Here is a 13451-nt window from a genome sequence, read left to right as displayed (position 1 = left end):
TCGAGATCACGTGGAACGTGCCCAAGTTCGCGATGGACGAATTGGCCCGATACTTACCGGAAATCCCATGTTCGAAGTGAAAGAGCTTGTGCAACTAAAGAAATTCGATGAAATAGCGATTGACGTCACAAACACCGTATCGGCAAACGAAACGGTGCGGTTCCTCCGCAACCGTAGTCGAAGCACCCGCGCGTCTCTTTGCATCGCTGATACAGAGGATTACTTAGCGGGTGTGGTAAGCGGCTTGTCGTCGGCGTCCACCACGAATACTGCCAGCAGCTTCGCCGGCTTCGTCTTGCTCGCATTGCGGCTCACACGGTGAAGCGCACCGGGCTCCTCGAAAAAGCTCTCACCCGCGTGATAGACCCGCGTTGGGCCGTCGTCTACCTGCGACTCGATCGCGCCCGATACGACGTAGGCATAGATGAAGGCCGACTTTGCATGCATGTGCGCGGGCGACGCTCCGCCGGGGGCATAGTCAACGACTACGGCGGTCAACGACTTGCCAGGAATGTTGGGAATTGCGTGGTCAAAGTTCGGTGTGACCTTTTCGCCAGCGCCCTGCGCCGCAGCCGGTAACGCGGCGGTGACCGCAACGGCTGTCAAGGCAGCCGCGACGAGTAATCGAATGCTCATGAGAATGTTCCTCCGATAGACTCTCGTATTGTTGTTTCCGGCTGGGCCAGTAGAAAGGACCAGGATTAAACATTTCTTATGTACCATTATCATATGAGTACGCCGCTGAAAATCCAGCTCGATCGATCTGCGAAAACACCTCTGGCCGAGCAGATCCGCAATGCGATCGGCACCGCGATCGAGATCGGGGTGCTCGCGCCAGGAGCGCGTCTTCCGTCGTGGCGGGACCTCGCGGTGCAACTGGGCGTCGCGCGCGGCACCGTGCGGCTGGCCTATGACCGACTTTCGGACGCTCAGCTCATCGTCGCCTCCCGCGCGACGGGAACACGTGTCGCCGATCGGCCGCCCGCGCCTGTCGCAACGGAAGAACGCCCGGATCCGGGCTCGTTCATGGTGAGGTACGAAGAATTCATCGGCAAGCCGGCAATTTTCCGCATGGGTGTGCCCGCGCAGGAAACGCTGCCCGCCAGGCTTTTTACCAAGGTTCGCTCTTTCGCTCTACGCGCCGAAACCAGCGCCTCGGTCAGTTATCCCGATCCGCGAGGCGAACCGGAACTGCGGCGCGAAATTGCCGCGTACCTCGCCATTGCGCGGGGCATTACCTGCTCGCCCGCCCAGATTGTGATCACGAGTGGCTTCACCGGGGGACTCGGCTTGGTGCTTCGTGCATTGCGCCTCGAGGGTCAAAGGGCCTGGGTGGAGAACCCTGGATTTCCCATGACGCGGCATGGGTTACGCCTGGCAAATATGTCACTTGCCCCGATTCCCGTGGATGCGGAGGGAATCAATGTCGACTATGGTTTCCGCTATGAAGCGGATGCAAAGCTGGTCGTCGTGACCCCTGGGCAGCAGGCACCGCTCGGGGCCACGCTCTCGCTGGACAGGCGTTTGCGCCTTCTCGACTGGGCCGCCAGGAAGGAAGCCTGGGTCATCGAGGATGACTACTTGAGCGAATTGCAACTGACGGGCCGTGCCGCGCCGGCGCTCGCGTCGCTCGATCATGCCCAACGTGTCGTTCATATCGGCTCGTTCAGCAAGACGATTAGCCCGGCACTGCGATTGGGCTTCGTCGTCGCTCCGTTGCCATTGATGTCGAGATTTGCGGAAGTGGCGGCATGTCTCGCTCCCGCGCCGTGGCCATCGGTACAACTCGCAACGGCGCAGTTCATGCGTGAGGGGCACTATATGCGCCATCTTCGTCGATTGAAGCGCCTTTATTCCACTCAACGCGACGCGTTGCTCGCGGGCCTCGCGCATCACTCTATCGAAGCGATGGCTGCAGGATCGACGGTGCTCGTGCGATTGCCTGATAACGCCCCGGACGTCTCGATTGCGCGAGAAATGCTGGCGTTCGGGTTGGGCCCCGCACCGCTCTCGCCGTGGTACATGTCCGCGACTTCTGAGAGATCAGGACTTCTGCTGGGTGTCGCGACCGCTCCGGAAAGAAGCATTGCCACCTCCTGCCGACGGCTCTGCGAGGTGATAAGCCGCTATGCATGACGTGGAGGCGTTGCCGCCCGCACCTCGGTTGCGGCGCCCTGCCGGAATAGGTTGAACGCTTCGCCACCTCCCTAACACCGCCACGCGTCCTTACGACCGCGTAGACGCGCGGCTCACCTTCCGGCCAAGCCACTCCCCGCACGCTCGACTTCGTCAGGGCGATCCGCACATATGGACGAATCAGAACTGATTCGAGACCGCGCGGCACACTGGTAAAGCTAGCATGAGTACTCGACGAATCGTAGAGCGATGAGAAAGAGTATGAATGCCCCCTTCCCGCTCGCCGGTGCGGTTCCGGAACTTCACAGCGCCTGCATCGAACCCGGCTCATCAGTGATTGACAAGAAGACCGGCGAACTCCCGTAGCGTGGAAAGGCGTTGGCAATTCAATCAGTCATGCCAATCGAAATTCTGCAAACAGGGGGTAGGACACTCTCGCCGTTCATCCTTTCCCTGCTGTAACGCCACCCATTCCTTCACCCACAGGAATCGCCATGACCGTCGCAACCACCATGACCAACGTCGTCATCGAATGCATCCTGAGCCGCAGCGCCGCCAAGTACTACGACCCTGCCGCTACATTGAGCGACGACGAAATCCGCGAACTGGTGCGCATCGGCACCAGCGCGCCGACATCCTTCCACTTGCAGAACTGGCGCTTCATCGCCGTTCGCACAGGTAAAGCCAAGGCACGGCTGAGCCCGATCGCGTGGAATCAGCCCGCGATCACCGATGCGGCCGTCACCTTCATCGTCTGCGGTCAGTTGGCCGATTCCAGCGTCATACCGGAGCGCCTGGCCCCGCTGGTTGAAATGGGCGTCATGCCGGCGACGATGGTGCCGGAATGGGAGAACCCCGCGCGAGATCTGTACAAGGACTACCCGCAACGTCAACGCGACGAGGCAATCCGCACCGGCACCTTCGGCGCAGCGGCAATGATCTATGCAGCCCGCTCGCTGGGTCTGGGTTCGACGCCGATGATCGGTTTCGATGCCGCGGCGGTGCATCGCGAGTTCGGACTGGCCGAGGATGAAGTGCCGGTCATGCTGTTGTCCATCGGTGCGGAGCGCTCTGGAAACTGGGCGCAGAAGCCACGCCGACCGGTAGCGGATGTACTGGATCTCGTTTGAATACGCGGCTGTGCAACCCGTGAAATCAGCAACCCAAGGAAACGACCATGCCCAGAACTGCAACGCCGACGCCGGAACAGGTACCGGCAGCATCGAAACCGACCCTCGACATGTTCACCAAAAACATCGGCTTCACGCCGAACATGATGTCGACCTTCGCGCTGAGCCCCATCGCCTTCAATGCGTGGGCCACCCTGCTCGGCGCCTTGAGCAAGGCGCTCGACGTAAAGACCCGCGACAGCATCGGTCTCGCCGTCTCCGAAGTGAATGGCTGCAACTACTGCCTGACGGTTCACAGCTATACGGCCCAGCACATGGCACAACTGCCGGCCGATGAAATCATTCTCGCCCGACAGGGCCACGCCAGCGACCCGAAGCGCGACGCCGCTGTCCAGTTCGCACGCAAAGTCATCGAGAATCGCGGCAGGATCAGTGACCCGGATATGAAAGCGGTTCGCGATGCGGGCTACACCGATGCGAACGTGATGGAGATCGTCGCGCTGGTGGCCATGTACTCTCTGACGAACTTCTTCAATAACGTGTTCGATCCCGAGAAGGATTTTCCCGCCGTCGCCCCGGCTGGCTCGATCTGAACGCCATCCGGCTGGTGCGCTGGTATCGGTCCGAACATGCATCTGGCGCCGCGCACGTTGGGTTCGCTTGCGCGGCGCGTTCGCGCTGCGCGGACACACCATCGACCAGGTGCGTCGATCGATATTCGACGTAAGCGGGTCAGGCCGCAGGTTCCTGGCTGGTGGCAGAGTGGAAACAGGATGTCCCGGTCCGATCGACAAGTCTTCGCCATACGATAGTCCATGACCTTCTCGCCATCACCTCAAGCGACGCCAAGACGGCAAGATCCTTCTCGCGATGCTACGTCCGCCGACCGCTTTCGCGTATTGGCTGACTTTCATGCGGAGAAGCGCGCCGTCAAGGTCGTCGTGATGGGTGGTTCTGGCTTGATCGGTTCACGCGTCGTCATGCTGCTCGGCGAGGCGGGTCATGAGACACGCGCGGCGATGCACGGCAAGGCCGCATCAGCCTTGAACTGTGGCTGGCGCGACTGGCGCGAGCTAAAAAGAGTTGGGACGCGTAGGCGAAATGAGCGATATCGCCGACGCGATTCTTTTCCTAGATTCCGCACCGTTCACCACTGGCGGGATTCTGCACGTCGACGGCGATCAGAGTGCCGGTCGATAGCTATCGGCGGACCGTAGGCCTGCATCCTATCGCATCCCGATTGCCTTCTGAAAGAGTCGCCCTTCGATTCCTGACGTGTCCATCGTGGCAATCAGGTCATTACGCTTCACGGCCAACTGGTCGTTGTCGAGGAGCGCAGTCGCCTGCAGCGGGAAAAACTGCAGTGAGTTCAAACCCACGACGCCGAATGCAGCCCGCAGATACGGGGTCAGGAAGTCTGGCTGCTTTGCCCGCCCGCCGGTGAAGAACCCTCCAGCCGCAATACCGATATAGACCGGCTTGTCATTGAGCAGGCCGATTTTTTCCCCTGTTGGCGCAGTGCCAATCGTGCGGCCCATCCGGAGGATCCGATCGATCCACGCCTTGAGTACTGACGGCACGGTGAAGTTATTCATCGGCGTTCCGACGACAATCACATCCGCGGCCTCGACTTCTTCGATCAGTTGCTCGGACAGGTGTGTGGCCTCCTCCACCTTGGCCGAAGCCAACGCCGCCGGCGAAGACAAGACCGTGGCATAGCCGGCGTCCGCATGAGGAATGGGATTGTGGCCGAGATCACGGCGCATGACGGTCGCTTCCGAATCGACGGCGAAAAGCCGCGCGACGATCGCAGCCGAAAGCCTCCGGCTATGCGAGTCCTCCCTCGGGCTGCAATCGATATGCAGAATTTTCATGACGCAATCTCCAGTGGGTTAATCCGCTGACAATGCCTGTTAGCGAGCGGGGCGTGCGGCCGCTATCGCGGAGTCGCGTTTCGTTACGCTCGCGACCTGGAGCGACTGCCGGAAATGCAGGCCCATAGCCAGGAGGCCTTGACGAAAATAAAAGCGCTGCCCCAGCGAATTTGCCATGCCCGTGTCAAGAACGAAGTTCGCGCAATCTTGCCTCCGCGCCTCTTCGCGCAGGGCGTCGAGCAACATTGCACCAAGGCCGTGGCCACGAACGTCGGCGGCTGTTACCAGGTCATCAACATAGAGGAACCGCCCGTACAGAAGGTTTTCCTGAAGGCGATACCCCGCCAATGCTTTGACCTGATCGCCCTGCCAGACAGCCAGCAGACGATACCCCTGTTCGGCCTGACGACGCGCTTGCGCGGTGAACGCGGCGGCGTCAGTCAGATGCGGGCGCAGTTCGCGCATCACGTCGAAGCTTGCCTGATAGTCCCGATCGCTATCGATCGGATTCAGTCGAAAGACGCTCATGTATCTCTGTCTCCGTTGTCGTACGACAGCAATTCAGGACACCGACGGCCTGTTCGGCGTGATCGTTTCGCCGGAGCCTTGCATCGCAGCGGGTATCGCGGCGATGAGTAAACGAATGGCCACGAGCACGCTCCTCCCTGAGTCTCTCTCCCGTATTGTTCCGCCTCGCTGGCTCACAAGAAAGGCCCAGGAATGAACATTTTTTATGCACCACAACCCGATGGTGCGAGCAGGGCCGAAACACGATCGGGAATCCAGAGCTGGCCGACTTCGCAAGCCGACGTGCGTTGGGCCTGGCCGCGATCGAGAGAACGGATCGTCCCGTTGCCTTGATCCTTTTGGGCATTCTATTGAGCCAGGCTAGTCTCGAAACCGGAGCACGGCCGGCCTAGATTGGAGGCTGCTGACCACGTGACGAAAGCGTCGCATGAGCCGATAGATCCAGGAGGAAGACAGTGACATTCAATCATCCAGTTTTCACGCGCTGGCCGGCGCGGCACCCCGATCGGCTCCAGCTCTTTTCCCTGCCGACGCCCAACGGAGTGAAGGTCGGAATCATGCTTGAGGAAACGGGCCTCGCGTATGGTCAATGTCCCGATACTCAGACGTCCTGAGTGATCAACCGACTCGGACACTCGAGCCGATCTTAAAGGAGATAGTCCCCATGAAGGCAATCATTGTGACGAATCAAGCGGCGGGAAAGGCCGCAATGAAGCTGTCCACGCGGCCCGAGCCGGCTGTGGCGATAAACGACGTTATCGTACAGATTCACGCGGCGGGATTCGTCGGCACTGAGTTGGAGTGGCCCTCGACCTGGACCGATCGCCGCGACGGTGATCGAACACCGTCGATTCCCGGCCACGAACTGGCCGGTGTGGTCACCGCTCTCGGCTATGGCACGACAGGGCTGTCGGTGGGACAGCGGGTCTTCGGCATCGCGGACTGGTATCGTGACGGCACCCTGGCCGAGTATGCGGCGATCGAAGCACGTAACCTTGCGCCGCTGCCGGGCGATGTCGACTTCACGGTGGGGGCGAGCTTGCCGATCTCCGGACTGACCGCATGGCAAGGGCTGTTCCACCATGGCCGCCTTCGGGCGGGCCAGTGCGTCCTCGCGCACGGTGCGGCCGGCGCAGTCGGGACGATGGTGACGCAACTCGCACGAGAGGCCGGCGCCTACGTCATCGGCACCGGGCGCGCCGCCGACCGTCAGAAGGCACTCGACTTCGGCGCACAGGAGTTTGTCGACCTCGACAACGATACGCTGGACGACGTCGGCGGAGTCGATCTGGTGTTCGATGTCATCGGCGGCGACATCGGGAAACGGTCCGCAGGCCTGGTTCGAACCGGCGGAACTTTGGTGTCCGTCGTCGGACCGCCCGAGGCGTGGCCCGACAACGGTCTGGCGGTCGACTTTGTTGTCGAGTCCGATCGTTCTCAACTGCGTGAGATTGTCCAGCGGGTGCGAGACGGGCGCCTGCGGACGAATATCGGCAACATCGTGCCTCTCGACGAGGCCGTCGCCACGTTCAATTCCACCAAACGGATCAGCGGGAAGACGATCGTACAGGTTCGTTAGTCAACGCTCGGGGAGGTCGAGCCGTGCTGCGCTTCACCTTCCCCGCCATTGCGGAACAAAACCGGGCGCGCCCCGGAAATCCCGTTTTGCGGCAACGCTCAAAGTAGCCGGAAAGGTTCGAGCCCGGCTATGCGCACACGCTCGTGGTCGATCACCGCGTGCCGCACTCCACATCGCGGATGCCGCTGACGCGCTTGATTCGCAGGGGACAAGATTTTATTTCCAGGATCATCTTGCTGCGCCGCGACAATCGATCGTTGACTTAAAGTCAACACTTTCGATGCATTTCCGTCATGGGTCGAGTTTTTCGTCGATGCAACACTCGGCCTTTGGCGTGTGCCCAAACCTATTCCAATAAAAGGAGTCCCCCGTGAGCGAGCACCACTACTGCGAAGTCGCCGACCTGGCCGAAGCCCGATCGGAACTCGACGAAATCCGTCATCACCTCCACAAGCACCCCGAGCTGTCGTACGAGGAAGCCGACACGTCGCGCTTCGTCGCCGACAAGCTCGAGTCCTGGGGCTACGAAGTCACGCGCCACGTGGGCGGGCACGGCGTCGTGGCGGCGCTCAAGGCGGGCACGAGCACGCGCACGGTAGGCGTGCGCGCCGACATGGACGCCCTGCCGATCCAGGAGCTGACCGGCCTCGACTACGCCAGCGTCCACGCGGGCAAGATGCACGCGTGCGGCCACGACGGCCACACGACCGTGCTGCTTGGCGCAGCACGCCAGCTCGCCAGAACGCGCAATTTCGACGGCACCGTCCACCTGATCTTCCAGCCCGCCGAGGAAGCCGGTTCGGACAGCGGCGCCGAACGCATGATCGCCGACGGCCTGTTCGAGCGTTTCCCCTGCGAAGCCATCTTCGGGCTGCACAACCATCCGGGCGTGCCCACCGGCACCTTCGGCTTTCGCGCAGGCCCGCTCATGGCCGCGTGCGACACCGTCAAGCTGCGCGTTCATGGCAAGGGCGGCCATGCGGCGCGCCCGCATCTGGCCGTCGACCCGGTGCTCGTGGGCAGCAGCATCGTGATGGCCCTGCAGTCGGTGGTGTCGCGCAACGTCGATCCGAACGAAGCCGCGGTCGTGACCGTCGGCGCGTTCCGTTCGGGCCACGCGCCGAACGTGATTCCCGAAGACGCCGTGCTCGAAATGAGCGTGCGCTCGTTCTCGCCCGAGGTGCGCGCGACGCTCGAAGCGCGCATCCGCGCGCTCGTGCAGGCGCAGGCGCAAAGCTACGGCGCAACGGTGGAGATCGAATTCATCCGCGGCTATCCCGTGCTGATCAACAGCGAAGCCGAAACCGAATTCGCGCGTCAGGTCGCCGAGGAGCTGGTCGGGCCGGCGCACATCATCGCACCGTTCCCGCCGATCGCCGGCAGCGAGGACTTCGCGTACTACCTGCAGCAGCGCCCCGGTTGTTTCGTACGCCTTGGCAATGGCGAAGGCCGCCCGATGCTGCACAACGCGCGCTACGACTTCAACGACGACAACCTGACCATCGGCGCGGCGTTCTGGACGCGCCTCGTCGAACGCTTCCTCAGCAAGGACCGTGCATGAACGCCGCCACCGAACCGCTCCTGGAAGCGGCCGAAGAAGCGACGCTCTCGCCGGGCTACCAGCGCAAGATCGTTCTCGCGGCGGTGATCGGCAACCTGCTCGAATTCTTCGACTTCACCGTCTATAGCTATTTCGCGCTCACGATCGGCCATCAGTTCTTTCCGGCCGACAGCCAGGTCACGTCGCTCCTGCTCGCGTTCGCGGTGTTCGCCGTGGGCTTCGTGATGCGCCCGCTCGGCGGCATCGTGCTCGGCCGCTACGCGGACCGCGCAGGCCGCAAGCCGGCGCTCACGCTCACCATCCTGCTGATGGCGGTGGGTTCCGCGTCCATCGGTCTCGCGCCCACCTATGCGCAGATCGGCCTCGCCGCGCCGCTGTTGATCGTCGTCGCGCGCCTCGTGCAGGGGTTCGCGCAAGGCGGCGAGTTCGGCGCGGCCACCGCCACCCTCCTCGAAATGGGCGGCCAGGCGAGCCGCGGCTTTCGCGCGAGCTGGCAGCTCGCGAGCCAGGGCGCGGCGGCGCTGCTCGGCTCGGGCCTCGCGGCGAGCCTCGGCTTTCTGCTCTCCGCGGAAACGATGCATAGCTGGGGCTGGCGCATTCCGTTCCTGCTCGGCACGCTCATCGCGCCGGTCGGCATCTATCTGCGCCGGCACATTCGCGAAGAGCCGCCGGCGCAGCGCGCGGTCGCGGATCGCAACGACCCGAAGCGCGGCCTGTACGTGCGCAACTGGTTTCTCACGATCTTCGCGATCATGGGCATGTCGGTTTCGACGTACGTGATGATGTACTACATGCCGACCTACTGCATCCAGTACCTGGGACTGCCACCCAAAATGTCGATCCTCGCGGGTGTGGCGTCCAGCACCATCTCGCTCGTGATGTGCCCAATCTACGGCGCGTGGTCGGACCGCATGGGACGCCGCAAGCCGCTCACGGTGATCGGTCGCGTCGCGCTGATCCTGCTGCTCTATCCGGCATTCTGGCTCATGACGCACTTTCCGTCGCTGCCGGTCGTGCTCGCCGCGCTCGTCGTGCTCATGCTCTGCTATACGATGGGCTCCGCACCCGCCTACGCGCTGATGCCGGAAAACTTTCCGAAACATCTGCGCGCAGGCTATATGTCGAGCGCGTATGCGATTGCGGTTTCCGTGTTCGGCGGTACGGCTCAACTCGTGGCCGGCTGGCTCATCCACGTGACGGGCAACAAGATGGCGCCCGCGTGGTACATGATCGGCTGCGTGCTGATTTCACTCATCGCCGTTTCGATGTTCGAAGAAACCGGCAACAAGACGATCGACTGACCGGTCGATTGACAAGCTTGCGGCCTTGAAAAAGGGCGGGCGAACGCAGATTGCGTCGCCCGCCCTTCACACTACATCCCCGATTATTCTTCGATAGTTAGCTTAACTACCTATAGTTTAACTACCTGCCTCGTCCTTACTGGCTCCCCTGCGAGCCGCCGCCAGGCTGCGTGCTCATCCCGCCATTGCCGTAACCATTGTCATTGTTATACGGCATGGTCCGGCGGGTTCCCGGAGCAGGCGCGGGCGCGGCGCCAGTCCCCGTTCCCTGGCCGCCGCCCGTCGCCGTGGTGCCCGGCGCGCCGTAGCCGCTGTTCTCATAGCGGGTGCCTGCAGTGCTGCCCGGCGGACGCGCCGTGTTGATGCCCGCCGCGCCCGTCGTGCCGCCGCCTGCGCCTACGCCGTTGCTACCGCCGGCTCCACCGGCTCCTCCGCCGGCGCCGCCTGCGCTCTGCGCGAGCGCCGCTGCCGAACACGTTGCGATGACGACACCAGCCAGCAATTGTTTGATCGATCCATTCATTTCGCTCTCCTTGAGTGTTGTGGATGGAACTGCTGCGCGGCGAACCGGTGGCACGCCACGCTTGCCTCTTGTTTCGCAAACGCCATGCCACCGGCGAGTGAAGCGCGGCTGCGCGCCGTTTGCGCCTGTTTGCGTTTGACGCGCCGCGCGGCATCCGCCTTGCTGTGGTTGAGAACGGTTTCAATCGGTTTTCAACGGTCTCAGATGGGTCTCAAACGAGGAGGAAATCGCAATGGCCAACATGCTCGATAACTGCAGGGTCGCAATCCTTGCCGTGGACGGATTCGAGGAAGTCGAACTGACCGCGCCGCGCCGCGCATTGAAGGAAGCGGGGGCACAGGTGGACGTGATCTCGCAGAAAAGCGGGGAAATTCAGGGCTTTCGTCACGTCGACAAGGGCAGCAAGATCAAGGTGGACCGCACTTTCGACAGCGCGAAGGCCGATGACTACGACGCGGTCGTGTTGCCCGGCGGCGTGGTGAACTCGGACGCGATCCGCCTGATTCCGGAAGCCCAGGCGTTCGTGCGCTCGGCCAACGACGCGCACAAGACCATTGCCGTGATCTGCCATGGCGGCTGGCTGCCGGTCTCGGCCGGTATCGTCGAGGGGCACACCATGACGAGCTGGCCCTCGCTGCAGGACGATATCTGCAATGCGGGCGGCAAGTGGGTCGACGAGACCATGGTCCACGACGGCAACTTCATCACGAGCCGCAAGCCCGACGATCTGCCCGCCTTCAACGCGGAGATTCTCTCCACGCTTTCGGCGGCGGCGGGCACGGCCTGACAACGCTGGCCGGCGTCATGCTCATAGTGCCACCTGCACGCCCAGCTCGACCACATGCGCGGGAGTCAGGCCGTAATACTCGGCGCTCGACGTGCAGTGATACGACATGAACGCGAAGAGCCGCGCGCGCCAGGGACTCACGTCCTGCTGGGCAGGCACACGCAGCACCTCGTCGCGCGGCAAGTAGAACGTGGTTTGTTGCGGCTCGAAGCGCCAGTCGCCCAGCCGGCCCTGCAGCGTGGCCAACAGGCGCGGCAGATTGGGCCGCTCGACGAAGCCATGATGCGCGACGATCTCCCAGCAGCCCGCACCGAGGTCGCGCGCTTCGATGCGCGTTTCATCGTCCGCCTGCGGTGCGGACTCCGAAACGTTCGCGAATACGATCACAGTACGATGCAGGACGTGATTGTGACGCACGTTGCTCACGAGCGCGGCCGGCGTCATGCCGGGTGCATTGCCCGGATACACGGCCGTGCCCGGCACGCGGGGCGGCTTGGGATCGGCGGCGCAAATGCCACGCAGAAAGTCGTCCACCGACTCACCGCGTGCCGCATGGCGCGCCTCCAGTTCGCGGCCCCGGTTCCAGGTACTCATCGTGATGAACAGCAAGGCGCCTACGGAAACCGGGAACCAGCCGCCCGTGGGAATTTTTGGCAGGTTCGCGGCGAGCAGCATGCCGTCCACGATCAGCAGCGGCACGCACGCGAGCCACGTGGCGATGCGCGGCCAGCCCCAAACTTCGCGACACACGGAAAACATCTGCATTGACGTGGTCACCATCGTCATCGCCACGGCGAGGCCGTAGGCGGACGTGAGCCGCTCGGAGCTGCGAAAGAACAGCACGAGAAACACCACGGCCACGAGCAAGCCCGCGTTGACCGCCGGAACATAAATCTGGCCGCGCCGCGTGCTCGAGGTTTCGATCGTGCGCATGCGCGGCAGGAAGCCCAGTTCGATGGACTGGCTCGTCATGGAAAACGCGCCCGAGATCACCGCCTGCGAAGCGATGATGGTGGCGAGCATGGCGATGCCGACCGCCGGAATGAGTGCCCAATGCGGCACCGAGCGAAAGAACGGTTGGCTCGCGCCGCCAGGCTCGAAAAGCACGGTCGCGGCCTGGCCGAAATAGCCCGCGACGATCGCGGGCAGCACGACGCAAAAGAACGCGATGCGAATGGAGCGCGTGCCGAAGTGGCCGATGTCGGCGTAGAGCGCCTCGGCGCCCGTCAACGCGAGAATCACGGCGGCGAGCACGCCGAACGCGAGCCCCGGATGCGCGAGCGCAAGCCGCACGGCCCAGACCGGCGACGCGGCGGCGAGAATCGCCGGATTGAGCACGATGTGATAGACGCCCACCGCGCCGAGGCTCAGGAACCAGAGCGCCATGACGGGGCCGAACGTGCGCCCGACCACGGCGGTGCCGCGCGACTGGAACAGGAAGAGCGCCACGAGAATCGCCAGTGAAACCGGCAGCACGGCGCTGTCGAATGCGGGATTGATCTCCTTGAGCCCTTCTACCGCGGAGAGCACCGAAATGGCGGGCGTGATCATCGAATCGCCGTAGAACATCGCCGCGCCGACGAGCCCGGCGAGCACGAGCAGACGCGGCGCGGGCCGCCCTGCCTTCGCGAACCCGGCGCGCACGAGCGCCGTGAGCGCGACGATGCCGCCCTCGCCTTCGTTGTCGGCGCGCATGACGAAAGAGGCGTACTTGAGCACCACGACGATCAGCACCGCCCACAGGATCATGGAGAGCACGCCCATCACCACGGGCTGCGCCGTGGAATGCGCCGTCTGCACGGCTTCGCGCAGCGCGTAGATCGGGCTCGTGCCGATGTCGCCGAACACCACGCCGAGCGCGCCGAGCACCAGCGCGCGCTGGCCGGCGTCGTCGTCCTGCTTGCGCGCCTGCTCTTTCGGCGCGTTTCCGGGCGGGTTGAGGCGTTCCTGAAGCATGGCTGCGCGGCGATCGTGGAGGCTTTGCCTTCACGCAATTGGCGTTCCTCTTGCACCTCGGCGAGTCAAGGGTCGA

General features: G+C 63.1%; 12 protein-coding genes and 3 pseudogenes. 10 read left to right on the top strand and 5 right to left on the bottom strand.

The genetic code is table 11. The features are described 5' to 3' along the window. Positions 1-219: 219 nt before the first annotated feature. Positions 220-636, bottom strand: coding sequence for a cupin domain-containing protein (locus AB4Y35_RS32600; protein WP_368707661.1), 417 nt, complete (start codon positions 634-636; stop codon positions 220-222). A 78-nt stretch (positions 637-714) separates the two neighbouring features. Here AB4Y35_RS32600 and AB4Y35_RS32595 point away from each other — a divergent pair, with 78 nt between their 5' ends. The 5 genes and pseudogenes from AB4Y35_RS32595 to AB4Y35_RS32575 form a co-directional block, all read left to right on the top strand. Then, the gene (locus tag AB4Y35_RS32595) at positions 715-2136 is read left to right on the top strand and encodes a PLP-dependent aminotransferase family protein (RefSeq protein ID WP_368707660.1); all 1422 of its coding nucleotides are present in this window, start codon (positions 715-717) and stop codon (positions 2134-2136) included. Positions 2137-2648: 512 nt separating this feature from the next. Then, positions 2649-3266 carry a nitroreductase family protein gene (locus AB4Y35_RS32590; RefSeq protein ID WP_368707812.1) on the top strand — a complete coding sequence of 206 codons (618 nt, stop codon included), beginning with the start codon at positions 2649-2651 and terminating at the stop codon, positions 3264-3266. Positions 3267-3313: 47 nt separating this feature from the next. Continuing rightward, positions 3314-3859 carry a carboxymuconolactone decarboxylase family protein gene (locus tag AB4Y35_RS32585; RefSeq protein WP_368707659.1) on the top strand — a complete coding sequence of 182 codons (546 nt, stop codon included), beginning with the start codon at positions 3314-3316 and terminating at the stop codon, positions 3857-3859. Positions 3860-4210: 351 nt separating this feature from the next. After that, a pseudogene (locus AB4Y35_RS32580) lies at positions 4211-4285 on the top strand (NmrA family transcriptional regulator); the annotation flags it as partial. A 64-nt stretch (positions 4286-4349) separates the two neighbouring features. Beyond that, positions 4350-4466: pseudogene (locus tag AB4Y35_RS32575) on the top strand (3-oxoacyl-ACP reductase); the annotation flags it as partial. Positions 4467-4492: 26 nt separating this feature from the next. Here the strand turns inward: AB4Y35_RS32575 and AB4Y35_RS32570 are convergent. Both AB4Y35_RS32570 and AB4Y35_RS32565 read right to left on the bottom strand, forming a co-directional pair. Further along, entirely contained in the window at positions 4493-5140 is a 648-nt protein-coding gene (locus AB4Y35_RS32570) for an FMN-dependent NADH-azoreductase (protein ID WP_368707658.1), read from the bottom strand. A 39-nt stretch (positions 5141-5179) separates the two neighbouring features. Further along, positions 5180-5668 (bottom strand): GNAT family N-acetyltransferase, encoded by a 489-nt coding sequence (locus AB4Y35_RS32565; RefSeq protein ID WP_368707657.1) that lies wholly within the window; start codon positions 5666-5668, stop codon positions 5180-5182. A 455-nt stretch (positions 5669-6123) separates the two neighbouring features. Between AB4Y35_RS32565 and AB4Y35_RS32560 the strand changes: the two are divergent. The 4 genes and pseudogenes from AB4Y35_RS32560 to AB4Y35_RS32545 form a co-directional block, all read left to right on the top strand. Continuing rightward, a pseudogene (locus tag AB4Y35_RS32560) lies at positions 6124-6252 on the top strand (glutathione S-transferase); the annotation flags it as partial. 80 nt (positions 6253-6332) lie between these two features. Continuing rightward, positions 6333-7247 carry an NADP-dependent oxidoreductase gene (locus AB4Y35_RS32555; RefSeq protein WP_368707656.1) on the top strand — a complete coding sequence of 305 codons (915 nt, stop codon included), beginning with the start codon at positions 6333-6335 and terminating at the stop codon, positions 7245-7247. Positions 7248-7617: 370 nt separating this feature from the next. Continuing rightward, on the top strand, positions 7618-8808 hold the full coding sequence (locus AB4Y35_RS32550) for a M20 aminoacylase family protein (protein WP_368707655.1): 1191 nt from the start codon (positions 7618-7620) through the stop codon (positions 8806-8808). Beyond that, positions 8805-10109, top strand: a complete 1305-nt coding sequence (locus AB4Y35_RS32545; RefSeq protein ID WP_368707654.1) for an MFS transporter — start codon at positions 8805-8807, stop codon at positions 10107-10109. The genes AB4Y35_RS32550 and AB4Y35_RS32545 overlap by 4 nt, the downstream gene beginning before the upstream one ends. A gap of 136 nt (positions 10110-10245) precedes the next feature. Here AB4Y35_RS32545 and AB4Y35_RS32540 read toward each other — a convergent pair whose 3' ends face one another. After that, positions 10246-10632, bottom strand: a complete 387-nt coding sequence (locus AB4Y35_RS32540) for a hypothetical protein (RefSeq protein ID WP_368707653.1) — start codon at positions 10630-10632, stop codon at positions 10246-10248. Positions 10633-10864: 232 nt separating this feature from the next. On the opposite strand from AB4Y35_RS32540, the gene AB4Y35_RS32535 reads away from it, so the two are divergent. Then, a complete protein-coding gene (locus AB4Y35_RS32535) occupies positions 10865-11419 on the top strand; it encodes a type 1 glutamine amidotransferase domain-containing protein (RefSeq protein ID WP_368707652.1) in 555 nt (184 codons plus the stop codon). A 21-nt stretch (positions 11420-11440) separates the two neighbouring features. Here AB4Y35_RS32535 and AB4Y35_RS32530 read toward each other — a convergent pair whose 3' ends face one another. Further along, positions 11441-13375, bottom strand: a complete 1935-nt coding sequence (locus AB4Y35_RS32530; RefSeq protein ID WP_368707651.1) for a potassium transporter Kup — start codon at positions 13373-13375, stop codon at positions 11441-11443. Positions 13376-13451 lie beyond the last annotated feature (76 nt).

It is taken from the genome of Paraburkholderia sp. EG286A (assembly GCF_040965375.1).
Lineage (GTDB): Bacteria > Pseudomonadota > Gammaproteobacteria > Burkholderiales > Burkholderiaceae > Paraburkholderia.
The sequence above is the reverse complement of the archived record's forward strand: the minus strand, read 5'-3'. Positions and strand labels throughout refer to the sequence as shown.

Excerpts from the sequence above, each read along its gene's own strand:
- AB4Y35_RS32600 (WP_368707661.1), bottom strand. The coding sequence starts at position 636 with ATGAGCATTCGATTACTCGTCGCGGCTGCCTTGACAGCCGTTGCGGTC.
- AB4Y35_RS32595 (WP_368707660.1), top strand. The coding sequence starts at position 715 with ATGTACCATTATCATATGAGTACGCCGCTGAAAATCCAGCTCGATCGA.
- AB4Y35_RS32590 (WP_368707812.1), top strand. The coding sequence starts at position 2,649 with ATGACCAACGTCGTCATCGAATGCATCCTGAGCCGCAGCGCCGCCAAG.
- AB4Y35_RS32585 (WP_368707659.1), top strand. The coding sequence starts at position 3,314 with ATGCCCAGAACTGCAACGCCGACGCCGGAACAGGTACCGGCAGCATCG.
- AB4Y35_RS32570 (WP_368707658.1), bottom strand. The coding sequence starts at position 5,140 with ATGAAAATTCTGCATATCGATTGCAGCCCGAGGGAGGACTCGCATAGC.
- AB4Y35_RS32565 (WP_368707657.1), bottom strand. The coding sequence starts at position 5,668 with ATGAGCGTCTTTCGACTGAATCCGATCGATAGCGATCGGGACTATCAG.
- AB4Y35_RS32555 (WP_368707656.1), top strand. The coding sequence starts at position 6,333 with ATGAAGGCAATCATTGTGACGAATCAAGCGGCGGGAAAGGCCGCAATG.
- AB4Y35_RS32545 (WP_368707654.1), top strand. The coding sequence starts at position 8,805 with ATGAACGCCGCCACCGAACCGCTCCTGGAAGCGGCCGAAGAAGCGACG.
- AB4Y35_RS32540 (WP_368707653.1), bottom strand. The coding sequence starts at position 10,632 with ATGAATGGATCGATCAAACAATTGCTGGCTGGTGTCGTCATCGCAACG.
- AB4Y35_RS32535 (WP_368707652.1), top strand. The coding sequence starts at position 10,865 with ATGGCCAACATGCTCGATAACTGCAGGGTCGCAATCCTTGCCGTGGAC.
- AB4Y35_RS32530 (WP_368707651.1), bottom strand. The coding sequence starts at position 13,375 with ATGCTTCAGGAACGCCTCAACCCGCCCGGAAACGCGCCGAAAGAGCAG.